The 25,187-nt window shown below is 73.0% G+C and carries 25 protein-coding genes; 9 read left to right on the top strand and 16 right to left on the bottom strand.

Going from position 1 to position 25,187, the window contains the following annotated elements:
- Together VE614_RS26360 and VE614_RS26355 are read right to left on the bottom strand one after the other, a co-directional pair.
- Positions 1-342 (bottom strand): helix-turn-helix transcriptional regulator (locus tag VE614_RS26360; protein WP_324942172.1); only part of this gene is annotated, 342 nt, incomplete at its 3' end.
- 204 nt (positions 343-546) lie between these two features.
- Positions 547-1,755, bottom strand: a complete 1,209-nt coding sequence (locus VE614_RS26355; protein WP_324942169.1) for a pyridoxal phosphate-dependent aminotransferase — start codon at positions 1,753-1,755, stop codon at positions 547-549.
- Positions 1,756-1,837: 82 nt separating this feature from the next.
- Here VE614_RS26355 and VE614_RS26350 point away from each other — a divergent pair, with 82 nt between their 5' ends.
- The gene (locus tag VE614_RS26350; protein WP_324942166.1) at positions 1,838-2,461 is read left to right on the top strand and encodes a winged helix-turn-helix transcriptional regulator; all 624 of its coding nucleotides are present in this window, start codon (positions 1,838-1,840) and stop codon (positions 2,459-2,461) included.
- 72 nt (positions 2,462-2,533) lie between these two features.
- Here VE614_RS26350 and VE614_RS26345 read toward each other — a convergent pair whose 3' ends face one another.
- From VE614_RS26345 to VE614_RS26320, 6 genes are all read right to left on the bottom strand, one after another.
- The gene (locus VE614_RS26345; RefSeq protein WP_324942163.1) at positions 2,534-3,319 is read right to left on the bottom strand and encodes a hypothetical protein; all 786 of its coding nucleotides are present in this window, start codon (positions 3,317-3,319) and stop codon (positions 2,534-2,536) included.
- On the bottom strand, positions 3,319-4,581 hold the full coding sequence (locus VE614_RS26340) for a VWA domain-containing protein (protein ID WP_324942161.1): 1,263 nt from the start codon (positions 4,579-4,581) through the stop codon (positions 3,319-3,321). Before VE614_RS26340 ends, VE614_RS26345 begins: the two co-directional genes overlap by 1 nt.
- 131 nt (positions 4,582-4,712) lie before the next feature.
- Positions 4,713-5,447, bottom strand: coding sequence for an NUDIX hydrolase (locus VE614_RS26335; RefSeq protein WP_324942158.1), 735 nt, complete (start codon positions 5,445-5,447; stop codon positions 4,713-4,715).
- Positions 5,448-5,492: 45 nt separating this feature from the next.
- Positions 5,493-6,863, bottom strand: coding sequence for a hypothetical protein (locus VE614_RS26330; protein ID WP_324942155.1), 1,371 nt, complete (start codon positions 6,861-6,863; stop codon positions 5,493-5,495).
- Between the two features lie 33 nt (positions 6,864-6,896).
- Entirely contained in the window at positions 6,897-7,031 is a 135-nt protein-coding gene (locus tag VE614_RS26325; RefSeq protein ID WP_324942153.1) for a hypothetical protein, read from the bottom strand.
- Positions 7,032-7,115: 84 nt separating this feature from the next.
- Entirely contained in the window at positions 7,116-8,651 is a 1,536-nt protein-coding gene (locus tag VE614_RS26320; protein ID WP_324942150.1) for an IucA/IucC family siderophore biosynthesis protein, read from the bottom strand.
- Between the two features lie 133 nt (positions 8,652-8,784).
- Here VE614_RS26320 and VE614_RS26315 point away from each other — a divergent pair, with 133 nt between their 5' ends.
- A complete protein-coding gene (locus tag VE614_RS26315) occupies positions 8,785-10,302 on the top strand; it encodes an IucA/IucC family protein (protein WP_414719654.1) in 1,518 nt (505 codons plus the stop codon).
- Between the two features lie 30 nt (positions 10,303-10,332).
- Here the strand turns inward: VE614_RS26315 and VE614_RS26310 are convergent, their stop codons facing one another.
- From VE614_RS26310 to VE614_RS26300, 3 genes are read right to left on the bottom strand one after another with little or no spacing between them, the layout of a single operon-like run.
- The gene (locus VE614_RS26310) at positions 10,333-10,701 is read right to left on the bottom strand and encodes a tetratricopeptide repeat protein (RefSeq protein WP_324942144.1); all 369 of its coding nucleotides are present in this window, start codon (positions 10,699-10,701) and stop codon (positions 10,333-10,335) included.
- A complete protein-coding gene (locus VE614_RS26305) occupies positions 10,677-13,532 on the bottom strand; it encodes a tetratricopeptide repeat protein (protein ID WP_324942141.1) in 2,856 nt (951 codons plus the stop codon). The genes VE614_RS26310 and VE614_RS26305 overlap by 25 nt, the downstream gene beginning before the upstream one ends.
- Positions 13,529-13,999, bottom strand: a complete 471-nt coding sequence (locus VE614_RS26300; protein ID WP_324942138.1) for a hypothetical protein — start codon at positions 13,997-13,999, stop codon at positions 13,529-13,531. Before VE614_RS26300 ends, VE614_RS26305 begins: the two co-directional genes overlap by 4 nt.
- Positions 14,000-14,421: 422 nt before the next feature.
- Between VE614_RS26300 and VE614_RS26295 the strand changes: the two genes are divergently transcribed.
- Together VE614_RS26295 and VE614_RS26290 are read left to right on the top strand one after the other, a co-directional pair.
- Positions 14,422-15,336 carry a HipA family kinase gene (locus tag VE614_RS26295; RefSeq protein ID WP_324942176.1) on the top strand — a complete coding sequence of 305 codons (915 nt, stop codon included), beginning with the start codon at positions 14,422-14,424 and terminating at the stop codon, positions 15,334-15,336.
- Between the two features lie 68 nt (positions 15,337-15,404).
- Entirely contained in the window at positions 15,405-15,686 is a 282-nt protein-coding gene (locus VE614_RS26290) for an Rdx family protein (RefSeq protein WP_324942174.1), read from the top strand.
- On the opposite strand, the gene aceB is transcribed toward VE614_RS26290, so the two are convergent.
- Together aceB and VE614_RS26280 are read right to left on the bottom strand one after the other, a co-directional pair.
- The gene (gene aceB, locus VE614_RS26285; RefSeq protein WP_324942135.1) at positions 15,687-17,312 is read right to left on the bottom strand and encodes a malate synthase A; all 1,626 of its coding nucleotides are present in this window, start codon (positions 17,310-17,312) and stop codon (positions 15,687-15,689) included.
- A gap of 184 nt (positions 17,313-17,496) precedes the next feature.
- Entirely contained in the window at positions 17,497-18,096 is a 600-nt protein-coding gene (locus VE614_RS26280; RefSeq protein ID WP_324942132.1) for a nucleotidyltransferase family protein, read from the bottom strand.
- 187 nt (positions 18,097-18,283) lie between these two features.
- Here VE614_RS26280 and VE614_RS26275 point away from each other — a divergent pair, with 187 nt between their 5' ends.
- Positions 18,284-18,601 carry a DUF5955 family protein gene (locus VE614_RS26275; protein WP_324942129.1) on the top strand — a complete coding sequence of 106 codons (318 nt, stop codon included), beginning with the start codon at positions 18,284-18,286 and terminating at the stop codon, positions 18,599-18,601.
- 70 nt (positions 18,602-18,671) lie between these two features.
- Here the strand turns inward: VE614_RS26275 and VE614_RS26270 are convergent, their stop codons facing one another.
- Entirely contained in the window at positions 18,672-19,472 is an 801-nt protein-coding gene (locus tag VE614_RS26270; protein WP_324942126.1) for an IclR family transcriptional regulator, read from the bottom strand.
- 281 nt (positions 19,473-19,753) lie between these two features.
- Between VE614_RS26270 and allB the strand changes: the two genes are divergently transcribed.
- Both allB and alc read left to right on the top strand, forming a co-directional pair.
- Positions 19,754-21,091, top strand: a complete 1,338-nt coding sequence (allB, locus tag VE614_RS26265) for an allantoinase AllB (protein WP_324942123.1) — start codon at positions 19,754-19,756, stop codon at positions 21,089-21,091.
- Positions 21,092-21,143: 52 nt separating this feature from the next.
- A complete protein-coding gene (gene alc, locus VE614_RS26260; RefSeq protein ID WP_324942120.1) occupies positions 21,144-22,259 on the top strand; it encodes an allantoicase in 1,116 nt (371 codons plus the stop codon).
- 153 nt (positions 22,260-22,412) lie between these two features.
- On the opposite strand, the gene VE614_RS26255 is transcribed toward alc, so the two are convergent.
- On the bottom strand, positions 22,413-23,156 hold the full coding sequence (locus VE614_RS26255) for an SDR family NAD(P)-dependent oxidoreductase (protein ID WP_414719655.1): 744 nt from the start codon (positions 23,154-23,156) through the stop codon (positions 22,413-22,415).
- 110 nt (positions 23,157-23,266) lie between these two features.
- Here VE614_RS26255 and VE614_RS26250 point away from each other — a divergent pair, with 110 nt between their 5' ends.
- Positions 23,267-24,085: an AIM24 family protein gene (locus VE614_RS26250; protein ID WP_324942115.1), complete on the top strand. Its 819-nt coding sequence runs from the start codon at positions 23,267-23,269 to the stop codon at positions 24,083-24,085.
- Between the two features lie 72 nt (positions 24,086-24,157).
- Positions 24,158-24,784 carry a dihydrofolate reductase family protein gene (locus VE614_RS26245; RefSeq protein ID WP_324942112.1) on the top strand — a complete coding sequence of 209 codons (627 nt, stop codon included), beginning with the start codon at positions 24,158-24,160 and terminating at the stop codon, positions 24,782-24,784.
- A gap of 41 nt (positions 24,785-24,825) precedes the next feature.
- On the opposite strand, the gene VE614_RS26240 is transcribed toward VE614_RS26245, so the two are convergent.
- Positions 24,826-25,187, bottom strand: a 362-nt coding sequence (locus VE614_RS26240) for an ABC transporter permease (RefSeq protein WP_324942109.1), incomplete at its 5' end; no start/stop codon positions are given.

Raw genomic sequence — 25,187 nt, 5'->3', positions numbered from 1 at the left:
CTCGACGGCCTCCGCCTCCAACTTCGCCAGGTCCCGCACCTTCTTCGGATACCGAGCCTCCTCCACATCCCGCTTCAGCCCGGCGATCATCCCCTCCGTCCGGAGCACTTGATCCGCCGCTTCCAGGAACGGCGCCTTCGGCGCGCGCCGCCCCCGCTCGACGGACGACACCTGCTCCTCGCTGTAACCGATCGCCGTGCCCAGTTCGGCCTGGGTCAGCCCCGCCCGCTCGCGGCACATCTTGATGACCTTGCCGACCGTCCGCAGCACCGCCGACTCGTCGTCCCCGCCGTACGGTTCCGCACCGTCGGTGAACTGCTGCCCCTGCCCCGTCGCGCTCACGCCCCGACACCTCCACCTGCCGCCCGTACTCGACGTCCCATCGACCGCGCACTTCACGCGGCGCGACCCGGACGACCTCGGACGGCAACCGGGCGGTGACGCTGCGCACTGCCGAGGACGCTGTTCAGCGTAGAGCCACGTGACCACGCTGAGTGACACGAACGCGGATATCGCCGCCCGGCGGCGGTCCGGGGAACGGGACCGCTACTGCCGGTATCCGCTCAGGAACCGCCCGATCCGGCCGATCGCCGCCTCCAGGTCGTCCGCGTGGGGGAGGGTGAGGATGCGGAAGTGGTCGGGGGCGGGCCAGTTGAAGCCGGTGCCCTGGACGACCTGGATCTTCTCGCGCAGGAGCAGGTCGAGGACGAACTTCTCGTCGTCGTGGATCCTGTGGACCTTCGGGTCGAGGCGGGGGAAGGCGTAGAGCGCGCCCTTGGGCTTCACGCAGGACACGCCGGGGATCTCGTTCAGCTTCTCCCACGCAACGTCGCGCTGTTCGCGCAGGCGTCCGCCGGGCGCGGTGAGGTCGGCGATGGACTGGCGGCCGCCGAGCGCCGCCTGGATGGCGTACTGGGCGGGGGCGTTGGCGCACAGCCGCATGGAGGCCAGCATGGTCAGGCCCTCCAGATAGTCGCGGGCGTGCTGCCTGGGGCCGGTCACCACCAGCCAGCCGGAGCGGAAACCCGCCACCCGGTAGGTCTTCGACAGGCCGCAGAAGGTGAGGACCACCAGGTCGGGGGCGAGGGCGGCGGCAGAGTGGTGGACGGCGTCGTCGTAGAGGATCTGGTCGTAGATCTCGTCGGCGAAGACCATCAGGCCGTGCCGGCGGGCGAGGTCGAGGACGCCCTCGACGACCTCCTTCGGGTAGACCGCGCCGGTCGGGTTGTTCGGGTTGATGATCACGACCGCCTTCGTCCGGTCGGTGATCTTCGATTCCATGTCGGCGAGGTCGGGGTACCACTCGGCCTGCTCGTCGCACAGGTAGTGGACGGCCTTGCCGCCGGCGAGGGTCGTCACCGCCGTCCAGAGCGGGAAGTCGGGGGCGGGGACGAGGATTTCGTCGCCGTCCTCGACCAGCGCCTGCACGGCCATGGACACCAGCTCGGAGACACCGTTGCCGAGGAACACGTCGTCGACGTCGACCTCCAGCCCGAGGGCCTGATAACGCTGGGCGACCGCGCGGCGGGCGGAGAGGACGCCGCGCGAGTCGGTGTAGCCGTGCGCCTTCGGCAGCATCCGGATCATGTCCTGGAGGATCTCCTCCGGCGCCTCGAAGCCGAAGAGGGCCGGGTTGCCGGTGTTGAGGCGCAGCACGCTGTGCCCCGCCTCCTCCAGCGCGTTGGCGTGTTCTATCACCGGGCCGCGGATCTCGTAACAGACCTCGCTGAGCTTGCTCGACTGCCGGAACTCCATGCGCCCCTCCAGGTATCCAGTGACACTTGGTTTTACCAAGTGGCCGCTTGGAAAGTCCAACGACTTGTCTAGACTGCGTCGTATGCCACCTCGCCGAAGCTACGACCAGTACTGCTCCGCCGCCCGCGCGCTCGACGTCGTCGGCGACCGCTGGACCCTGCTGATCGTCCGTGAGCTGCTGGCCGGTCCCCGCCGCTACACCGACCTGCACGCGGACCTGCCGGGCGTCAGCACGGACGTACTCGCCTCGCGGCTGAAGGACATGGAGCGCGACGGGCTGACCAGCAGGCGCCGGCTGCCCCCGCCCGGCGCCGCCCACGTCTACGAACTCACGTCGCGCGGGCGCCGGTTGCTGCCCGTGCTCCAGGCCCTCGGCGCCTGGGGGCAGGACGAACTCGGCGAGCGGCGGCCCACCGACGCGGTGCGCGCCCACTGGTTCGCCCTGCCGCTGCTGCGGGCCCTGGAAGGGCAGGGAATCGTGCACGTGCGCCTGGAGGAAGGCGAGTTCCATCTGTTCGCCGGCGCGGAGGACGGGCCCGTGTACGGTGACGGGCCCGCGCCCGCGGAGCCCGACGCGCGGCTCGTCCTGGACACCGACGCCTGCACGGCCATCGCCCGCGGCGAACTGAGCCTGGCCGACGCGGTGCGGGACGGCCGGGTCACCGTGACCGGCGACGGGACGATCGCCAAGGCCCTGCGGGCATGACGAGCGCCCAGGGCGCCGACGGCATGAAGAAGGCCCGCGTCACGACGACGCGGGCCTCCCGGAGCAAGCAGGTCAGGCGCTCGGCGGCACCCGCGCGGGCCGCCCCGAGCCGCGCGTGAGCGCGTACCCGCCGATGCCCGCCAGCGCCGCGAGCACGCCGCCCATGGCCGTCCACACCCAGCGGTCGGACCACCAGCCGGAGGCCCAGCCGTCCTCCGGCTCGATGCTCGACAGCACGGCCGCCGAGCCGTCCTCCTCGGCCTCCGCGGCGGCCGTCGCGCTGCCCGGCACCAGCGGCTCGCCCAGCCGGCCGTCCACCGCCGCCGCGCCGCCCATGTCCTTGGCGTCCACCCGCACTTCGGCGCCGACCGGCAGCCCCCGGTCGCCGGTGGGCAGGCCGACGGCGGTGAGCCGGACGTAGTACGTGCCCGGCAGCGGATCGTTCGCCCACGGCTCCGACCACGCCCGCACCGTCCGCAGCACACAGGCCAGTTCCATGCTGCCCGCGTCCGCCGCGGCGGTGCGCGTCTGCGCGCCCCACTGGCAGGCCTGACGGCGGCGCAGACCGTCGTACACGTCGAGCTGCCACGTCTCGGCGGCGTGCCCCTTCGGCAGCTTCACCGTGGCCCGGACGGTCGGCCGCTGCCCGGCGTCCGCCGGGAACGACCAGTACAGGTAGTCGCCCGCGGAGCCGTCCGCCGTGGCGGTCCGCCCCTGGTCGATCTCGGTCGCCGTACGGAAGGAGGTGCCCGCCTGGGCCGGCGCGGACGCCGGTTTCGGTTCGTCGTCCGCCACCGCGGGGCCCGCGGCGACGCCCAGCGCCAGCAGCGCCACGCCCAGCATCCTGGTGATACGCATCAGTTGGTCCTCCAGACCGCGATCCGCCAGCGCGACACCCAGCCCCACAGCAGACCCGCGAGGAATCCGGCGAGGACCAGCGCGCCCAGCAGCCACCAGCCGCGCCCCAGGCCGAAGGCGGCCACGTCGTCCGCGCCGCTCGGCCCGTCCACCACGTCCACGGTCAGCTCCAGCGGCAGACCGGGGGTGGTCCGGACGCCGGGGGCGGGCGAGAAGGAGCTGGTCACCTGGAGGCAGACGGCCTCCGCGGGAGCGTCCTCGTCGTCCGTCTCGGGCTTCGGGTAGCGCAGGCCCGTGGAGATCACGTCCGTACGGCCGTTGCCCGCCGCCTCGCCGCGCACGATCTCCCGGCCGTGCACGGTCACCGCGCGGAGCAGCACCCCGTAGCCGGGATTCACCGCGCGGTCGGCGGACACGCTCACCGAGGCGCGCAGCTCCTGGCCCGGCCGTACGTCCACCCGGTACCAGCGCTGCTGCCCGAACTCCTCGCGGTCGGTGTACAGGCCCGACTCCAGCGTCGGCGCCTTGGCGCACTCCGAGCCGCCCTCGGTGGCCACCGGCGTGACCACCGGCTCCGCCGCGCGGTCCACCAACTGGTTGACCCGGTCGGTGAGTTCGTCGGTGTGCTCGACCGAGGTGTACGTGCCGCCGGTCGCCTCCGCGATACAGCTGAGCTGCCGGCGCATCTTCGTGGTGGGCACCAGGCCGAGGGTGTCGATGGTCAGGCCGATCCCCTTCGCGGCGATCTCACGGGCCACCTCGCACGGGTCGAGCGGGGCGCAGGTGTCCTCGCCGTCACTGATCAGCACGATCCGCTTGGAGCCGGTGCCGCCGTCCAGGTCGTCGGCCGCCTTCAGCAGCGCCGGTCCGATCGGCGTCCAGCCGGTCGGCACCAGGGTCGCGACCGCCGCCTTCGCCTCGGTGCGGTCCAGCGGGCCGACCGGATACAGCTGCGCGGTGTCCCGGCAGCCCTTCTTCTGGTCGTCACCGGGATAGTTGGCGCCCAGCGTGCGGATGCCGAGCTGGACGTCCTCCGGCGTCGCGTCCAGCACCTCGTTGAACGCCTGCTTGGCCGCGGCCATCCGGGACTGCCCGTCGATGTCGCGGGCGCGCATCGAACCGCTCACGTCCAGCACGAGGTTGACCTTGGGCTGTCCGGCCGTGGTCTCGTCGGCGAGCGCCGTGGACGGCAGCGCGAGCCCGGCCGTCAGCGCGGCGAACAGGGCACCGGCCCCGGCCGCCAGCCGTTTTCTTGTGATCATCAGTGGATCCTATGGACCGGAACCGCTCCGCTTCAAAACGGCCGCTCCCATCCCCACGCACACAGCACACGACTGCTGCTCCGCCACACAACGGCCGCTCCGCCCCCGAACGGCAGAACGGCCGGTGCGCCTCAGGAGTGCTCGCCCGGCCCCCACAGCCCCGCCAGCCGCGCCCGGTACAGCGCGGCGACGGTGAAACCGTCCGTGATCGCGCCGTCGGCCACCATCGCCTCCGCCTCCCGCACGGGCACCGCGATGGCCCGCCCGATGGCCTCCCCGGTCTCCAGCTCGCCGATGCGGTCGACGAACGCCGCGTACAGCTCGACCCGCTGGGCGAGCATCCCGGTGTCGGGATGGAGAGCACCGAGCGCCGTCACCCGCGTGGGCGTGGCGCCGATCTCCTCCCGCAGCTCCCGGGCGACGTTCTCCTCGCCCGTGGCGCCCGGGTCCCCGAAGCCGCGCACCACCTCCCAGTGACGGCCCCGGGTCGCGTGCCGGTAGTGCTCGATCAGCACGACCTTTCCCTCCGGCCCGAGCAGCGGCAGCACCACCACGCCCGGGGAGGAGCCCGGGGGCGGCAGGAGCCGGTCGTACAGGCCCAGCCGCCCGTCGGGGAAACGCACCGGATCGCGCAGGTGCCACACGTACCGGTTGGCGGACACCACGCCCGCCGGGACGGGCCGCGCCCACGCCCGCAGCCGCGCCCACAGTGCCGCGAGCCGGCCGTGGGGCGCGCCGTGCCGTGCCTCGGTCGCTTCGCGGCGCGCCCGGCGCACCAGCGCCGGATCCCGCAGGATGTCGATGCCTCCGGGATCGTTGCGGAACCACTCGGGGACGGACCGGCGCAGGGCCTCGTAGCGGTTCATCGGGCGCTTCGCAGACGGTGGTGCACGGCATCTCCGGACGGGACGTCAGTACTCGGGCAGATCCTCATTGTCCTGGGTGGTCGTGCCGGCCCGGCCGGTCGGGGCGGGGCCCGCCGCTTCCCGGTACCCGGGCAGCCGCCGCACCAGGTCGTGGAACTGCTCCCATTCCCGGGCACTGGCCAGACGTACGTTCGCGATCTCCCGGGCGAACTTCTGCTCCTGGCGTCCGTGGATCCGGTTGCGCAGCACCAGCTGCACCGAGCCGCTCAGCGATCCGGTCACCGCCAGCGGCGCGGCGGCGCCCGCCACCTCCCACACGTCCTCGCCGCTGACGGCGGTGAACACGGCCGCGCCGATCGTGACGACGACCTCGACGACCGGCCGCCACGGGTTCGGCCGGGCCTGCCGGCGCTCTTGCGCCAGCTTGAGGATCTCCGAGTTGAGCCGCACATACCGGTCGAAGACCCGCCCGACGGAGTCGTGGAAGGCCTCCGGAGCGGCGGTCAGCTCGCCGAACGCCCGTACGTAGTCGTGCCAGGCGGGCGCCTGCCGCAGCCGCCAGATGTCGTGCAGGGTCAGCTCGTTCACGGCCGCCGGCGTCAGATGGTCCTGCACCGCGGCGAAGGTCTGGCGGCGCAGGAACGTCAGCAGCTGCTCCGGGTCCTCCACGACACCCGGCGTCGCCCGTGCCTCGCGGGCCTCCTGGAGCACCACCCGGCGCAGGCTGCCGACCGGGGTGAGCGGGTAACGTCCCAGCGCGTCGGCCAGGTTGACGCTGTAGATGAGGTCCAGGAGCTGCTTGATCTCCGCGGCGAACGGTTTGTCCCGGTCGTAGCGGCCCTCCGCGACATTGGTCCCGGGGACGGTCACGAACTCCTCGTAGAGGGTGTTGCGCACCACCGGCTGCCGGCGGACGCTCAGGCTGTTGCTGAACGCGACCACCTCGCCCAGCCGCTGCCCGAACCGGTCCGCGTCCCGCCGGTCCACCCCGACCTGGGCGGCGAGGATGTCGATGTCCTTGGCGGTCAGCCCCTGGACCTTCTCCGTGAACGGCTGGAACAGCCGGGTCCGGGTGCGGTCCCGGTTCTCCTGGTCGCGCTCGGGGTCCTCCCACGACATGCGCACACAGTGCACCCGGTCGTCGGACCGGAGTCCCGCCAGCGTCTCCTGCCAGGCGGTGAACCCGGTCGGGCGTACGTGCAGATGGGCGGGCGGCTCCTCGGCCGGATGCCGCTCCCAGAACAAGAACGGCACGATCGCCCCCGAGGCGAGGAGTCGGCGGTGCGCCTCGCGGGCCTCCCCACCCTCCCGCAGGTCGCGGTTGATCGCGTCGTTGTTGTAGATGAACGCGCGGTTGATCACGACCTGGCTCGCGTTGATCAGGCTGCGGAAGTACTCCGCGCGCACCTCCGTCACCCGCCGCTCCGCGACCTCGTCCAGCGACCGCCCCTATTCGATCATCTCCTTGGCGAGCCGGGCCGGGACCCACTGGTTGTCCAGCGACTGCGCGATCACCGCTCCGGGGTCCAGCTGGTCGGGGCGGATCGGCGTCATCAGACTGTCACTGCTGTCGACGTCAGTCATGTCCTGCTCTCGCATCTCTCGCATCCTGCGAACCCCACAGCGCTCCACGGTAGAGCGCCGGACACGCCCGCGTTCCCCCTTCTGTCACGGCATTTGAGGGCGTATCAGTTCCACGGGTGCCGGTGGGAGCGCGCCCGGGCGCGGGAGTTCGGTCCAGATGTCCCCGCTGTGCCCGGGTGACAGCCGCATCAGGGTCAGCGCCTTCGCGGGCACCGGCTCCGCGAGCAGCGCGGGCAGGTCGGGCGTGGGCGGCAGGTCCGCGGCGGCCGTCTCCAGCGCCGCCGCCAGCGCCGGGCCGGAACCGGCCGTCGCCGCCAGCGAGCCCGCCACCAGCGACCCGAACAGCTTGCGGCGCAGCGCGGTCACGTCGTCGGTGAGGATCCGCCCGGACAGCTCCGGCAGCGCGATGCCGTGCCGGACCAGCCGGGCCGGGCCCACGCGGATGTCGGCCAGGTCGCGGTAGACCAGCCGCAGCGCCTCACCTTCCGGTGACAGCACGACCAACAGGTTCTGGCCGTGCGCTTCCAACGCTACGCCCAACTCCAGCAGCCGGAGCCCGACGGTGAGCGCGAGCCGGGCGAAACCGGCCAGCCAGGCCGGGGAGCGGGCGAGGCCGGTCAGGCCGAGCGCGGCGACCGGCACGACACGCTCGCCCGGACCCGCGTACACCTGCGGCGACTCCCGCAGCACGGCCGCCAGGTCGGGGGAGCCGGTGGTAGCCGCGCCGAGAGTGCGGGTGACGTGCAGCAGCCCGCCGGTGCGGGACGCGAGCTGCTCGGCGAAGTCCGACAGCGTCGCCGCCATCCGTACCGACCCCACGGAGATGTCCCGCACCGACGACGTCAGCCGGGCGCTCAGCGCCGTCTTGACGTGCGGCCCGTCCGGCACCGCGAGGGTGCGCAGCGACATCAGCGGATGGGCCGCCAGCGTCTCCGCACAGCTCCGCTTGAGCACATGTGCCGCCTGCCACGGATGCACCGGCAGCACCACCCGCCCCCCGTCGCGCAGCGACCGCGGCCACTCGCCCGTCACCAGGCACTCCGCGGCCGGCACCGGCAGCAGGCCCAGCTCCACACCCGGCCGGTGCTCGGGCGCGTACGCCAGCTGCTCGGCCACCGAGAAGCCGGGGCGGGAGCGGCAGTTGGGGTGGTACGGGTGCCCGTCCACCACCCGCTGCTCCCACTCCCAGTCCCGCACCGGCGTGCCCTGTCCACCGGCCGGCTGCCCGGCCCGGGACAGCGCCAACGAGGCCACGCTGTGCCCGAGTTCACAGGCCAGGTCCGCGCCGTGGGGGACCTGGAGGTCCGCCATCAGCCGGGCCGGGTCCTCGTACGCCGCACCGTCGAGCCGTACGGCCGTGACGTACCCGGCGGTCGCGTACGGGTCCGGTGCCGGGCCGTACAGCCGGCGGCCGTCGCGCAGCCGCAGCAGCCGGCCCTCCCCGGCCGGCTCCCGGCGCTCCACCCAGGGCAGCGGCTCATGGGTGAGCGCTCGCCACAGCCGGGTCAGCACCGCCGCCCGGGCGCCCGGCAGTTCGGCCGCGTACCGGCCGGCGAGGTCCGGCCGCAGGGTGACCAGCTCGTCGGCGATCTCGGCCTCGGCGGTGGGGGAACGGTGCACGGTCGGGTCCTCCGTGGAATCGGCGAGCGGGGCGGTCACGGCGGGGCGTGACGGCGGGGATACTGATCGTCTCCGGAGAACCGTAGGGAACTTCGCAGCACCGTGGGCAATTCTGCAGGACCGTACGAAACGAGTGGATCGCGTGGACCACATCCCCCCGCACCCCGAGGGTGTCGCCGCCGAGGGCGGTGTCGCCGCTCGGGCCGACGCGTACGCGGCCGCGCCGCTGCTGGGCTGCCTGCTGCGCGAGGTCGCCCGGCCGGTGGCGGACGAGCCCGGGGTCCACCTGCTGCCCGGCTGCGGGAAGCTGCTGCGGGTGCGCGGCGGGAGGCGCCCCACCGCGCCCGAGGTGCGCACCGCCGGCGGCTGGCACCGCCTCGGCCACCCGGAGCTGGTCAAGCTGGTCGCCGAGGAGCTGCGCCGGCACACCGGGCTGTCCAACCACGCACTGCCCGCCGAGATGGCCGACAGCCGGGACACGGTCGCCGCGCTGCTCACCGCCCGCGCCCGCGCCACCCCGCCCGCCGACCCGTATCTGCGCTCCGAGCAGTGCCTGCTCACCGGCCACCCGCACCACCCGGCGCCGAAGGCGCGCGGCGGGGGCCCGGCGGCGGCCTGGCTGCCGTACGCCCCCGAGGCGCACGCCCGTTTCCCGCTGACCCTGCTCGGCCTGCGGGAGGACACCGTCGTGGAGGAGGGCGACTGCTCCGCGCTCGACGCCCTCGGCACGGCCCCGCCCGGCTACCGGCTGCTGCCCGCCCACCCCTGGCAGCTCGACCTGGCCGCCGCACGGCTCGCCGGTGCCTTCGCCGACGGCCGGCTGATCCGGCTCGGCACCACCGCGTCCGACACCTGGCCGACGGCCGCGATCCGCACGGTGTACGCCCCCGAGCGGGACCTGTTCCTCAAGTTCAGCCTGGATGTGCGCATCACCAACGACATCCGCCGTCTCTGGCGCCACGACCTGCTGAAACTCACCCGCACCGACACCGCCGTCCGTACCGCCTTCGCCGCCCTCGACGGCCCCGCCGCCTGGCTCTCCGACCGCGGCTACCGCACCGCGGACTTCGCGTTCGAGGAACTGGCCGTGCTGGTCCGTGACGGCCTGCGCGGCCACCTGGTGCCCGGCGCCACGCCCTACCTCGCCGCCGGGCTCGTGGAGGGCTTCGAGGGAAGCCCGCTCGACGGCCCGGCCGATCCGGCGGCCTGGTGGGAGGCGTACCTCGGCCGGACCGTGCCGCCGGTCCTGGCCGCCTTCGCCGACCACGGCATCGTCCTCGAGGCCCACCTCCAGAACTGCCTGATCGCCTGTGACGGCGACGGCATCCCCGTCCAGGCCCTCTTCCGCGACGCCGAGGGCGTGAAGCTGCTGTCCGGCGTCGACCGGGCGGCCGGCTGGGAGCGCCTGGTGTACTGCCTCGTCGTCAACCACCTCCTGGAACTGGCCGAAGCGCTCGCCGAACGCCACCCGGGCCTCGACCCCTGGCCCGCCGTCCGCCGCGAACTGGCCCGCCACGACCTCCCGGAGATCCCCGCCCTCCTCACCGCCCCCACCCTCCCCGCCAAGACCAACCTCCTCCTGCGCTGGACCGGCGCGGACGGCGCCGACGCCCGCTACCGGCCGCTGCCCAACCCGCTGGCCGCCGCGTGAGAGGCCCGACGGGGAACCGGCCGCGGGGCGTCACTTCATGGGAGGTCCCTCGCCGTGGGTGCGCAGAGCGGCGGCGACCAGCACGCGGGTCTTGGTGAGGGTGAGCGGGTCCTGCCCGGCGGCGGACTGCCGTGCGTCGTCGGGAAGAAGCTCGTCCCGGATCCGCAGGGCCTCCGTCACGGCGGCCAGCGCGTCGGCCAGTTCACGTCCGGGCGTGGCCCGGACGTCGGCGAAGTTCTTCAGGGCCGTCACGTAGGCGCCCACGTCGACGGAACCCGCCACCACGAGCTCGCGGCAGAGGACGACAGCCCGGCGCGACAGTTCGAGCGCGTCGTCGTGCCGGCCCAGGTGCGTGACGATGGTGCTGAGGTTGTTCAGCGTTCCGGCGTAGTAGGCCATGGGTCGGTCGCGCCTGCCCGGGTGGCTTCCTCGTAGAGGGCGATCGCTGCCTCGATGACCGTCACGGCGTCCGCGAGGCGCCCGGGGAGTTTCGCCAGGAACGTGCCGAGTATGTCCAGCGCCATCGCGAGCCTGAGCCGGTGGGCCGCCCGGTCGCCGGCCACGAGTCCACGCCAGAGCGTGATCGCTTCCTCCATGAAGGACACCGCTTCCGGGAGCCGCCCCAGGTACGAGAGGAAGACTCCCGCCTTCTCCAGCAACTGCGCGAGGTCCGGCACATGGACCTGAGGGTTGCTTGCGGCAAGACGGCGGAGGATGGGCGCGGCCTCCCGCGCGTGTTCCACCGCATCCGCGTACTGCCCCACTTCGCCCAGGCGGGCGAAGGAGTTCCTCAGCGCCGCGACGAGGTCCGGCTCGTGCGCGGCGGGCGCGGCGGCGGCCATCGAACGGGCCAGCTCCAGAGCCTCCTGGGCTGCGGCGAGCGCGGCCTCGGGCCGGCCCGCCCGGGCCTGGAAGATGCTGAGGCCGGTCAACACGCCCCACAGGTCACGCTGGTAGACGGCGGGGTTCGCCTCGGCCAGCCGCTGGGTGATGTCAAGAGCCTCCTCGTTCCGGGCGAGGGCGTCTTCGTGCCGACCCAGGTGGTACAGCCGGCCGGCCAGGTTGTTCAGCGCTCTGGCGAGCTCGGGCAGATGGGTGCCGGGTGCCTGAGCGGCAAGTTCCGCGTGGATGCGGGTCGCCGACTCGGACGGGGCCAGCGACTCCTCGTGGCGTTCCAGCGCGGTGAGGGAGTTGGCGTAGTTGTCCAGCGCGATCGCGAGATCCCCCAGGTGCCTGCCGCCGCCCTCGTCGGGCTTTGCCAGCCTCTGGTAGAGGGTGACGGCTTCGGCGGCCGGAACCAGGGCGGCTTCGTACCGGCCCTCGTCGAACAGCCGGGACCCCGCGTTGCTCAGCGCGTTGGCGAGTTCCGGCAGATAGCCGGAGTCCGAGGCCGCCAGCCGCCGGAACAAGTTCAGGGACTCCTCGGCCGGGGCGGCGGCCTCCGCCCGGCGCCCCACGGCCGCCAGACGGATGCCGAGCTGGTTGAGCGACATCGCGAGCCCGGGCAGGTGGAAGGGATCCGAGGCGGCGAGGGGCCGGAACACCGCGACCGCCTCCTGGGCGGCGGCAAGGGCCTCCGCGTGCCGGCCCGCGTTGCCCAGCCGCTCGCCGAGGTAGTAGTGCAGGAGCCCGCGCCGGGCAGCGAGGGGTTCTTCGGCCAGCAGCCGGCCGGTCAGCCGTCGCGACAGCGCGGCCATCCCCAGGTCCAGATCCACGTCGCGGCGCGGGAAGAGGTCGGCGACGGCCTGCAGGACCGCCGTGTCCAGGCCGGTCACCCCGGCCAGCGTGGCGAGCGCCGGGCCGCCGGCGGCCAGCGCGAGCGCCGGATCGGCGCGCAGGATCCCGCTGAGGTACGGCGCCACGTGCGGCCAGCGGTCGGGCACGGCCGCCGAGGCCAGCATGGTCACGGCGCGTGCGATGTGCGCGGGGGGCGATCCGTCGGGGGCGCGGGCCGTGACGGCCTCCAGGAGGGAACCGGCCCAGGGCGCGGGTACGTGGGAGCCGACGGTATGGCCGGGCAGGCTGAGCGCGAGGAAGTCCTCGGCGAGTCGGTCGGGATACATCGGTTCCAGCACGGTGGCCGCGTCGGCCGGGGGATAGCACCGGGCGTGGTCGGCCAGGAGCTGGTCGGCATCGAGCCCGCCGAGACTCTGGTCCCCGAGGCACTGCTGCCTGTGGACGGCGCGCAGGACCGCCACCCCGCGGGGGTGGTCGGTCGCCCCCGTGAGGGCGGCCGTGAAGACGGTGCGAGCCATCGTCTGCGGCCGGGTGGTGAAGTCCAGGCCGTCCTTCCCCCGCTCGTACAGCAGCTGCCAGTACTGCTGTTCCCGGCCCAGGAGATACGCAGACAGGGCCCCGGGGCCGTCCACCGGAGCTGCCGCTCGGCGGTGATGGGCGTCGACGGCCACCAGCGCCGCCATCTGCACGGTGAGGACGAGACCGAACTCGGGCCGCTCCAGCGTGGCGGGCACCGCGATGACGCCGGGGTCGGTGATGCCGTAGAGGGCCGCGAAGCAGTCCCTGGCCACGGTGTACATGTGCTCCCGCGGCTCTGAGCGGGCTCCCCCGGGCAGGGGCGGCAGGAACTGCTCGTGCGTGTCCGCGCTCAGGTCCTCCAGGCAGGCGCGGACCGCGGGCCAGGGCTGCGGCGAACGCGCCAGTAGGAGCAGCCGGGTCGGTAACGGCTGCCGCAGGAGGACGTTGCCGAACAGCAGCGCCAGATGGGAGACCGGCCAGCGGTCGGCGTAGTCGATGACCAGGAGAAGCCCTGCCGCGTCCCCCGGGCGCAGGTCCTGGCTGCCCGGCGGCTCCAGCACGCTCCCGGGTCCGTGGGTCACGGTGACAACCTTGTAGCCGGCGGCGGCGCTTCGGGCGGAGAACTCGGCGGCAAGCCTGGTCTTGCCCTGGCCGCCCGGCGCGTGCAGCCAGGTCGCCGACAGGCGGGGGCTCGCCGCGTCGCGCCAGCCGGTCAGCCGGGCCAGCTCCTCCTCACGGCCGGTGAACTCGACGATCTCGAAGGCGGCGTTGAGCAGTCGGCTGGGCTGGGCGAGCAGCCACTCGGTGTCCCGCGCCGCCGCGCGACGACGGTACTCGGACAGTACGTAGACAGGGCCGCGGTGCGCCAGGACATGCAGGTCGGCACCGATCGTCCCGTACCCGAACCCACCCGTGACCCACACGTTCTGCAGGGCGCTCGCCGGCAGTCGCCGCCACGGGTCAGGGTCCGTCACCGGGCGCTTTCCCGGTCGCCGGGCTCGCCCTGGGCGGGAGGAGTCTCCTGCCGGGAGGTTCCTTTGTACGCGGTGAGGTTGCCGAACATGACGCCGTTGGCCTGGCCGTTGCCTTCCGCGCGAATGATCTGCACGACGGGGCGTCGGCCGTCGCCCACGCCATGCCCCAGATCGTGCAGCAGCGACCGCAGCTCCCCCTCGGCCTCGGGATCACTGCTGAGCAGGCTTCCGAGACGTGCCTGCCACACCTGGGCCATGGCCGGACGGAGACCGGTGTCCCCGGCCTCCGCGACGAGCGTGTTGTCGCTCTCCAGCTGGCGCTGGATCTCCTCCTGCCGATCCTGACCCTCGCGACGGAAGAGCCGTACGACTCCGTCGCGTGCGGACTGCCAGGCGTCGGTCGCCATCGCGGCGACCACGGCCGTTCCACCGGAGACGGCCAGGGCTGCCAGGGTCTCTTCCACCATCAAGTCTCCTCGACGTGCTCGGCGAAGGGAGGCGGATCACGCTACCGAAGGGACGAGCCGACCGCAGGCTTTCGATGAGAACACTCCTGCGCGTTCTCCGTGAATCGCCTACTCCGCTTTCTCCGTCGGCTTGGCCGATTCCATGGACGATTCGGTCAGTTCGCCGTTCTGCAGCGTGAAGTCGGCCGTGACCTGCTCCGTTCGGCCGCGCGACGGCCTTCTCGCCGCCGGCGACGGCGGTGGCGGTGGCGGTGGCGGCGAGGGTCTCGCGTATGCGGGAAACGACGCTCTCCTTCCGGCGACGAGTGTGGTCGCCGAAGAGTCCGATCAACGCCTCGAACGGTGTCCGCCGCCTGTCGGCAGCGGACGAGCCGATCCGTGCGGGCGTCACCGCCCAGGTGATCTGGCATACCCTGACGGATGTGCTGCGCGACGTGACTGCCGTTCGATACGTGACCCCGCTGCGGTCCGGCGGCTCCGTGCCCGGAGTCGTCGAGGCCGACGACGAGGGGACGTACGTCGTGAAGTTCACCGGCTCCGCGCAGGGCCGCAAGGCGCTGGTCGCCGAGGTGATCGTGGGGGAGCTGGCCCGGGCGCTGGGGCTGCGCTTCCCCGAGCTGGTCATGGTCCGCTTCGATCCGGCGATCGCCGCGGACGAACCCCACCAGGAGGTCCGTGAGCTGCACTCGGCCAGCGCGGGCGTCAACCTCGGCATGGACTACCTGCCGGGCGCGCGGGACTTCACCCCGGAGGTCGCCGAGGTCTTCGACGTGGACCCGGTGGAGGCGGGGCGGATCGTGTGGCTGGACGCGCTCACGGTGAATGTGGACCGCACCGTGCACAGCTCCAACCTGATGGTCTGGCCGACGCTCGGCGTGGCACCGCCGCGGCTGTGGCTGATCGACCACGGCGCCGCGCTCGTCTTCCACCACCGCTGGGGCACCACCGACCCGGCCAAGGCCTACGACTTCCGGCACCACGCCCTCGGCCACTACGGCCCGGACGTGCGCGCGGCCGACGCCGAGCTGCGGCCGAAGGTGACCGAGGAACTGCTGCGGGCGATCACGGCCGAGGTGCCGGACGCCTGGCTGGCCGACGAGCCCGGCTTCGGCACGCCCGAGGAGGTGCGCCGCGCCTACGTCGACTTCCTGCACGCGCGCGTGCGGGCCTCCGAGGCGTGGCTGCCCACCGGTTTCCCCAGCCGCGATGAGCTGGCCGCGGAGAACGCGCGCCGCGCGGCGAAGACGCAGCAGGGCCGTCCGGACTGGCTCAAGCGGGTCCCCGACCTGCACGGCAAGCCGGCGGCGGAACAGGATTGGTCGGTGCACCTGGGATGACGGCATCCGAGTCCACGCCCGGGACGCCCTCCGAGGCCACGCCCGAGACGGCGCCCGGCACCGCGCCCGTGCCCCGGCGCGTCACGATCGAGTACTGCACCCAGTGCCGCTGGCTGCCGCGCGCCGCGTGGCTGGCGCAGGAACTGCTCACCACGTTCGAGGCCGAGCTGGACGAGCTGGCCCTCAAGCCCGGCACGGGCGGGGTGTTCGTCGTCCGGGTCGGCGACGAGGTGGTCTGGGACCGTCGCGAGCAGGGTTTCCCCGAGCCGACGGCGGTCAAGCGGGCCGTACGCGACCGAGTGGCCCCGGGGAAGACCCTGGGCCACTCGGAGCGCACGACGCGGGGGTGATCAGCCCTTGAGCTGCTCGTACGCGGGCAGGGTGAGGAAGTCGGCGTAGTTCTCGTCGAGGGAGACCTCCAGGAGCAGGTCGTGGGCCTGCCGCCAGTGGCCGGCCGCGAAGGCCTCCTCGCCGATCTCCGCGCGGATGTTCGCCAGTTCCTCGGCGGCGACCTTGCGGGCCAGCTCGGCGGTGACCTGCTCACCGTTGTCGAGGACGACCCCGGCGTTGATCCACTGCCAGATCTGCGAGCGGGAGATCTCGGCGGTGGCCGCGTCCTCCATCAGGTTGAAGATGGCGACCGCACCGAGGCCGCGCAGCCACGCCTCGATGTACCGGATGCCGACCTGCACGGCGTTGACCAGGCCGTTGTAGGTGGGCTTGGCGTCAAGGGAGTCGATGGCGATCAGGTCCTCCGCCTTCACGTCGACGTCCTCGCGCAGGCGGTCCTTCTGGTTCGGCTTGTCGCCGAGGACCTTGTCGAAGGACTCCAGGGCGATCGGCACCAGGTCGGGGTGGGCGACCCAGGAGCCGTCGAAGCCGTCGTTCGCCTCGCGGTCCTTGTCGGCGCGGACCTTCTCGAAGGCGACCTTGTTGACCTCGGGGTCCTTGCGGGACGGGATGAACGCGGCCATGCCGCCGATCGCGTGCGCGCCGCGTTTGTGGCAGGTGCGCACGAGAAGTTCGGTGTACGCCCGCATGAACGGGGCGGTCATCGTGACGGCGTTGCGGTCCGGCAGGACGAACCTCTCGCCGCCGTCCCGGAAGTTCTTGACGATGGAGAACAGGTAGTCCCAGCGGCCCGCGTTCAGCCCGGAGGCGTGGTCGCGCAGCTCGTAGAGGATCTCCTCCATCTCGTACGCCGCGGTGATCGTCTCGATGAGGACGGTCGCGCGGACGGTGCCCTGCGGGATGCCGACGTAGTCCTGCGCGAAGACGAACACGTCGTTCCAGAGGCGCGCCTCCAGGTGCGACTCGGTCTTCGGGAGGTAGAAGTACGGGCCCTTGCCGAGGTCGAGCAGGCGCTGGGCGTTGTGGAAGAAGTACAGGCCGAAGTCGACGAGGGCGCCGGGGACCGGGCGGCCGTCGGCGTCGACGAGGTGACGCTCGGCCAGATGCCAGCCGCGCGGGCGCATGACGACCGTCGCCAGCTCCTCGTTCGGGCGCAGGGCGTACGACTTGCCGGTGCGCTCGTCCGTGAAGTCGATGTTCCGGGTGTAGGCGTCGATCAGGTTGAGCTGGCCGAGGACGACGTTCTCCCAGGTCGGGGCGGAGGCGTCCTCGAAGTCCGCCAGCCAGACCCGGGCGCCCGAGTTGAGGGCGTTGATGGTCATCTTGCGGTCGGTGGGGCCGGTGATCTCGACCCGGCGGTCGTTCAGCGCGGCCGGGGCGGGGGCCACCTTCCAGGAGTCGTCCGCGCGGATCGCGGCCGTCTCCGGCAGGAAGTCGAGCGTGGAGGTGCGGGCGATCTCGGCGCGGCGCTCGGCCCGGCGGGCGAGGAGTTCGTCACGGCGCGGCGTGAAACGCCGGTGCAGCTCGGCCAGGAAGGCGAGCGCCGCGTCGGTGAGGACCTCGTCCTGACGGGGCAGGGGCTCGGCGTCGACGATGGCCAGCGTGGACGGCGCTGGTGTGGACATGAGCTGTCACTTCCTTCAGCGGTGGCACCGGGTGCCAAGAGGCACGTATGGGACGTATCACACCCGCTGTGCGGTCGGGTGCTTCTGGTCAGTGGATATTAGTTTCCTCATTGTGGAACTTCAATGGTTTGTTGATGTCGAGATTCTCTGAGTCGAGGCACCATGGCGCTCGGTGCCACCCCGCTCACTCAAGGTGGACCAGGTCGGCCTCCGTGTCGATGTCGTACGCCCGGGCGATGTCACCGCACTCCGCCAGACGGATCTCCCCGGTGTGTTCCCGCAGGTAGGCGCGGGCGCCCTGGTCGCCGGTCGCGGCGGCCGCGACACCCGCCCAGTGCGCCGCCCCGAGGAGCACCGGATGTCCGCGCACCCCGTCGAAGGCCGCCGCCACCAGCGAGGTCTCGTCCGTGTACCCGGCCAGCACCCGGGCCACCGCCGCCGGCCCGATCCCGGGCTGGTCCACCAGCGACACCAGCGCCGCGCGCGCGGGCGTCCCGGCGAGCGAGGCGAGCCCGGCCCGCAGCGAGCCGCCCATGCCCCGCTCCCACTCGGGGTTGTCCACGAGGACGCAGCCGGGCAGCTTGGCCCGCTCCCGCACGGCGTCGGCGCACGCCCCCAGGACCACGTGGACGCGGGCGCAGCCGGCCGCCCGCAGCACCCCCGCCGCGTACTCCACGAGCGGCCGGCCCCGGTGCTCCAGCAGCGCCTTGGGGCGGCCGCCGAGCCGCCGTCCCCCGCCCGCCGCGAGCAGGACACCGGCCACCTGGTCGGTTCTGTCGGTCATGGGTCCTGCATACCGGACACGGGGTCGAGAGCGTGGTCCCGGCGGGCTGAATTTCCCTCCGTCCGGTGGCGCTCGCGCACGGGGTGGCGTTTACTGGCCCGCACATCTCCGGCGCCCGGCTCGTATCGGGGGCGCGCAAGGGGAGTGAACGGGAGCCGGGCACAAGGGAGTGCCAGGGGGGAGAGCTGTGTTGCGGAGCTTGGGGCAGAGGCCGGTGACCGGCAGCGGCGAGGACCCGAGAGTGGCGGAACTGCGCACCGCCGTGTCCCGGTTACGCCGGCAACTGGCCGCGCATCCTGCCGAGTTCCCGGACCGGGCGGTCGCCGAGGACGAACTCGCCGCGCTCGCCGCGATGGCGGTCGCCGGCACCCCCGAGATCCCCCGGTTACGCCGCTCGCTGCTGCTGATCGCCGGAGCGATCGGCTCGGTCAGCGCGCTGGCGCGGGGACTCGCCGACGTACGGCACGCGGTGGAGCTGTTCGGCCCCCCGGCGCGGAACGACTGACGGGAACGACCGGCCGTACGACAGCAGCCCCCGGCCCGGACGGGCGGGGGCTGCTCGCGTGTACGGGGGCTCAGGCGGTGCCCGAGCTGGCCAGGGCCGCCGACAGTTCCGTCGCGACCTGCTGGAGGGCCGGCACGATCCGTTCGGTCGCCGCCTCGGTGACCCGGCCCGCGGGGCCCGAGATGGAGATCGCGGCGGTGGTGGGGGAGTCCGGCACCGGCACCGCGAGGCAGCGGACTCCGATCTCCTGCTCGTTGTCGTCCACCGCGTACCCGAGGCGGCGCACGTCGTCCAGCGCCGCGAGGAAGCCCTCGGGGGTGGTGATGGTCTTGTCGGTGGCCGCGGGCATGCCGGTGCGGGCGAGCAGGGCGCGCACCTCGTCGTCGGGGAAGCCCGCGAGCAGCGCCTTGCCGACGCCGGTGGAGTGCGGCAGGACGCGCCGTCCCACCTCGGTGAACATGCGCATCGAGTGCTTGGACGGCACCTGCGCCACATAGACGATCTCGTCGCCGTCGAGCAGTGCCATGTTCGCCGTCTCGCCGGTCTCCTCGACCAGGCGGGCCAGGTAGGGGCGGGCCCAGGTGCCGAGCAGCCGGGCGGAGGACTCGCCGAGGCGGATCAGCCGGGGACCGAGGGCGTACCGGCGGTTGGGCTGCTGGCGGACATAGCCGCAGGCCACCAGGGTGCGCATCAGGCGGTGGATGGTGGGCAGCGGCAGACCGCTGCTCGCGGACAGCTCGCTGAGTCCCACCTCGCCGCCCGCGTCGGCCATGCGCTCCAGCAGGTCGAAGGCGCGCTCGAGGGACTGGACACCGCCACCGCCGTTGGCGGTCTTGGCGGAGTCGGTGGTGCTGGCGCTGGACGTCGGCACGGCGCGTTCCTTTCGGGACTGGCAGGAGGTCAGAAGCCTACCCGGCGGCCGGTTGACTCCTCGCTTGTGCGTAGCTACGTTCTGCTTGCTGGAATTGTAATTCCGCTTTGTGGAAACATCCAGAGCCGGGGCCGGGTGGGTGCACGGTGGAAGTGTGCCCCTTGACGGCAGGGGGCCGGGAGTGAAGACTCCGAGGGCGACTTCAACAGAGTGTTGAATTCCGTTACGCGGAAGCAACGCCCGTGTCGCGGGAGCAACACGCGGTGGAGAGAGGGGTCCGGGTGTCCGACGCTGAACTGGTGCTGCGCTCGACGCGCGTCATCACGCCCGAGGGGACGCGCGCCGCCACGGTCGCGGTCGCCCAGGGCACGATCACGGCCGTACTGCCGTACGACGCCCCCGTACCGGAGGGCGCCCGCCTGGAGGACTTCGGCGACGACGTCCTGCTGCCCGGCCTGGTCGACACACACGTGCACGTCAACGACCCCGGCCGCACCGAGTGGGAGGGCTTCTGGACCGCCACCCGCGCGGCGGCCGCCGGCGGCATCACCACCCTCGTCGACATGCCGCTCAACTCCCTCCCGCCGACCACCACGGTCGACCACCTGCGCGTCAAGCAGGACGTCGCCCGGCCCAAGGCGCACATCGACGTCGGCTTCTGGGGCGGCGCCCTGCCGGACAACGTCAAGGACCTGCGCCCGCTGCACGAGGCCGGGGTGTTCGGCTTCAAGGCGTTCCTGTCGCCGTCCGGCGTGGACGAGTTCCCGCACCTCGACCAGGAGCAGCTGGCCCGCTCCCTCGCCGAGACAGCCGGGTTCGGCGGCCTGCTGATCGTGCACGCCGAGGACCCGCACCACCTCGCCGCCGCCCCGCGGCAGGGCGGCCCCAAGTACGCCCACTTCCTCGCCAGCCGCCCGCGCGACGCCGAGGACACCGCGATCGCCGCCCTCATCGCCCAGGCCAAGCGGCTCGACGCGCGCGTGCACATCCTGCACCTGTCCTCCAGCGACGCCCTGCCGCTGATCCGCGCGGCCCGCGCGGAAGGCGTCCGCGTCACCGTGGAGACCTGCCCGCACTACCTCACCCTGACCGCCGAGGAAGTCCCCGACGGCGCCAGCGAGTTCAAGTGCTGCCCGCCCATCCGCGAGGCCGCCAACCAGGACCTGCTGTGGCAGGCGCTCGCCGACGGCACCATCGACTGCGTGGTCACCGACCACTCCCCGTCCACCGCCGACCTGAAGACCGACGACTTCGCCACCGCCTGGGGCGGCATCTCCGGCCTCCAGCTCAGCCTCGCCGCCGTCTGGACCGCGGCCCGCGCGCGCGGCCACGGCCTGGAGGACGTCGTCCGCTGGATGTCCACCCGGACCTCCGAACTGGTGGGCCTGGACCGCAAGGGCGCCATCGAGACCGGCCGCGACGCCGACTTCGCCGTCCTCGCCCCCGACGAGACCTTCACCGTCGACCCGGCCGCCCTCCAGCACCGCAACCGCGTCACCGCCTACGCCGGCCGCACCCTCAGCGGTGTCGTGAAGTCCACCTGGCTGCGCGGCACGCGGATCTACGCCGACGGCGAGTTCACCGACCCCCAGGGGCAGCTGCTGACCCGCACCCCCTGACGCTCCGCCCGCACCCGCAGCGGCCGACTCCCGAAAGGAAGAACTGATCACCGTGACGGCGATACCCAGCTTCACCGGCGACGCGAACCCCTACGGAGGCGGTGACCCGTACGCGGACTACCGCACCGCCGACTTCCCCTTCACCCAGTACGCCAACCTCGCCGACCGGCAGCTCGGCGCCGGTGTCATCGCCGCCAACGACGAGTTCTTCGCCCAGCGGGAGAACCTGCTGGTGCCCGAGCGGGCCGAGTTCGACCCCGAGCACTTCGGGCACAAGGGCAAGGTCATGGACGGCTGGGAGACCCGGCGCCGCCGCGGTGTCTCCGCCGACCACCCGTGGCCGGCGGCCGAGGACCACGACTGGGCGCTGGTCCGCCTGGGCGCGCCCGGCGTGATCCGCGGCATCGTGGTCGACACCGCCCACTTCCGCGGCAACTACCCGCAGTCGGTGTCGATCGAGGCCACCTCGGTCGCGGGCTCTCCCTCCCCCGGGGAACTGCTCGCCGACGACGTGAAGTGGACGACGCTGGTCCCGCGCACCGCGGTCGGCGGCCACGCCGCCAACGGGTTCGCCGTAGCGGTCGAGCAGCGCTTCACCCACCTGCGGGTCAACCAGCATCCCGACGGCGGCATCGCCCGCCTGCGGGTGTACGGCGAGGTCGTTCCTGACCCGGAGTGGCTCGACGTGCTCGGCACCTTCGACGTCGTCGCCCTGGAGAACGGCGGCCGGGTCGAGGACGCCTCCAACCTCTTCTACTCACCCGCCACCAACACGATCCAGCCGGGCCGCTCCCGCAAGATGGACGACGGCTGGGAGACCCGCCGCCGCCGCGACCAGGGCAACGACTGGATCCGCTACCGGCTCGTCGCCCAGTCGCAGATCCGCGCGGTCGAGATCGACACCGCGTATCTGAAGGGCAACAGCGCGGGCTGGGCCTCGGTGTCCGTCAAGGACGGGGAGGACGGCGAGTGGCGGGAGGTCCTGCCCCGCACCCGCCTCCAGCCCGACACCGACCACCGCTTCGTCCTGCCGGAGCCCGCGGTCGGCACCCACGCCCGTGTCGACATCTTCCCGGACGGCGGCATCTCCCGCCTGCGCCTGTTCGGCTCCCTGACCGAGGAAGGCGCCCAGCGCCTCTCGGCCCGCCACCAGGAACTGGGCGGCTGACGCACCACCGACCCCTGACCCGCGGGGCGCGCCGGCTGGACAGCACCGGCGCGCCCCGCGTTCCAGCCGGCGGCGCTTCCCCTCGGCGTGCCCCCGTGGCCGGGGGAGTCGCCTCGTCGGGCGGCGTGCCCGCCGCCGGGGGAGTCGCCCCGGTCAGGCGGCGTGGCCGCCGTCCACCGAGAACTCCGCGCCGGTGACGTAGGCCGCGCCCGCCAGATGGGCGACCGTCGCGGCCACCTCGTCGGCCGTGCCGAACCGGCCCAGCGCGGTCATCGCCGCCTGCCCGGCCGCGTACGGGCCGTCCGCCGGGTTCATGTCGGTGTCGACCGGACCCGGGTGGACGATGTTCGCGGTGATGCCGCGCGCGCCCAGTTCACGGGCCAGCGCCTTGGTCAGACCGGTCAGGGCCGCCTTGCTCATCGCGTAGAGCGTGCCACCGGGACCCGGCACCCGCTGGGTCATGCAGGTGCCGATCGTGACGATCCGGCCGCCGTCGGCCATCCGCGCGGCGGCCGCCTGGGAGGCCAGGAACACGCCGCGCACGTTCACCGAGAGCACCCGGTCGACATCGGCGAGCGTGATGCCCTCCAGCGGGCCGAGCAGCCCGACGCCCACGTTGTTCACCAGCACGTCGAGGCCGCCGAGCGCCTCGGCCGCGCGGTCCACCGCACCGGCCGCCTCCCCGGGGTCCCCGGAGTCGGCCCGCAGCGCCACCGCGCGGCGCCCCAGCGCCTCCACCCCCCGGACGACCTCCTCGGCCGCCTCCTTGTCCCGCAGATAGGTGAGGGCCACATCCGCGCCCTCCCGGGCGAGCCGCAGGGCGGTCGCCGCGCCGATGCCCCGGCCGCCGCCGGTCACGAGAGCCTTCTTGCCGTCGAGAAGTGCTTGAGCGTTCATCGAGTTCATGGGTTCATTCCAGTCGCCCCGGCACCGGAGCACCGGCGGCGATCGGACATCGACCTCGGCCCACCAGGAACTGTGGCATCCGGCTCCCGCGTTCACCCCGTGTGACCCTTCAGCAAGAGATCGCCGGCAACGCCACGCAGCTGGCGGTCGTCAGCCTCCAGCCCGGTCAGAGCGTGTACTGCGAGGCGGGCCGGTTCCTGTTCAAGACGCCGAACGTCACCATGGAGACCCGGCTGGCCGGCTCCTCCGACAAGGGCGGCGGGCAGCGGTCACCGGGCGGCGGCGTTGGCGCGGGCGGCCTGCTGCGGCAGGCGATGGGCACCACCCCGCAGGCCGGCCGGCGGGTGCCGGCGGCCGGATCGCTCGCCCTCCAGTACTTCACGGCCCGGGGCGGCGAGGGCACCGTCGGCTTCGCGGGCGTCCTCCCGGGCGAGATGCGCACCCTGGAACTGGACGGCACGCGCGCCTGGTACGCCGCGAAGGACGCCTTCGTGGCCGCCGAGTCCACCGTCGACTTCGGTGTCGCTTCCCAGGGCGGGCGCACCGGCGGGCAGGACGGCGAGGGCTTCGTCCCGGAGAGGCTCACCGGCCGCGGCACGGTGATCATCACGGGCGCGGGCACCTTCATCGACCTTGACCCGGCCGACTTCGGCGGCCGTGTCGAGGTCGCCACGGGATGCGTGGTCGCCTTCGAGGACGGCATCCGGTACGGCGTGCGGCGTGTCGGCGGCCTGAACCGCCCGGGCCTGATCAACGCCGTCCCCGGCGGCGAGGGCATCTGCATGGCCACCCTGGAGGGCAGCGGCCGGGTCATCCTCCAGTCCATGACCCTGGAGAGCCTGGCCGCCGCCCTGAGCATGGCCCAGGGCGGTGACAGGCAGAGCCCGACGGGCGGAGTGTTCTCCACGCCCGCCGGGTGAGCGATGAGTTGCGGGGCCCGGCGGGGTCTGCCCTGATGACAGCAGACCCGCGCACCACGAAAGGCATCCGCCATGGGCAAGCTCGTCTCCACCATCTTCGTCACCCTCGACGGCGTCTACCAGGCACCGGGCGGCCCCGAGGAGGACACCCGCGACGGCTTCGAGCAGGGCGGCTGGAGCTTTCCGTACGCCGACGACGACTTCGGCCGGTTCGTCACCGGCGTCTTCGACCGCGTCGGCGCCTTCCTCCTCGGCCGCCGCACGTACGAGATCTTCGCCTCGTACTGGCCGAAGGTGACCGACCCGGACGACCCGATCGCCGGTCCGCTGAACCGGCTGCCGAAGTACGTTCCCTCCGCCACGCTCACCGACCCCGAATGGTCCGGCACCACCGTGCTCCGCGGCGACCTCGCCGAGGAGGTCACCGCCCTGAAGGAGCGCACCGACGGTGAACTCCAGCTGCACGGCAGCGGCGCGCTGGCCCGGTCCCTCCTCGGCCTCGGCCTCGTCGACACCGTCCACCTGCTGACCTTCCCGGTCGTCCTCGGCGCCGGGCGCCGCTTCTTCGCCGACGGCACCGTCCCCACCGCCTTCCGGCACAGCGGCGGCAGCGTCACCGCCTCGGGCGTCTCCATCCAGTCGTACGACACGGCGGGACGGCCCGAGTACGGCACCTTCGCCCTCCCGGAGGAGGACTGAGGCACGTACCGGGCCGTGAGCCGCGAGCGTTCCCGTGGCGGTCACTCCGGGTCGGCGTCGAACTTCGAGGTCGACCAGAGGTAGCCGAGGACGGTGAGTCCGAGGCACCAGGCGGCGGCGAGCCAGCCGTTGTGGCCGATCCCGGTGCCGAGCAGGAGGCCGCGCAGGGTCTCGATGGCGGGGGTGAAGGGCTGGTACTCGGCGACGGGCTGGAACCAGCCGGGCATGGAGTGGAGGGGGACGAAGGCGCTGGACAATCGGTGGGGGGCCTCTATGTCTTTCGTCAAGCCCGCGAGCCGGGTCAGCTCCGCCTTCGCGGCCGCCTCGACCTGGTCCTGCTGAGCAATATCCCGGAGGCGGGAAGGCGCCTCGGCCCGGCCAGCGGGGCGAAACTCATCCAGCG

Origin of the sequence: Streptomyces sp. (assembly GCF_035645055.1) — a bacterium.
GTDB lineage: Bacteria > Actinomycetota > Actinomycetes > Streptomycetales > Streptomycetaceae > Streptomyces.
Note: the sequence above shows the minus strand (reverse complement) of the source record. Positions and strands in the feature narration are given on the sequence as shown.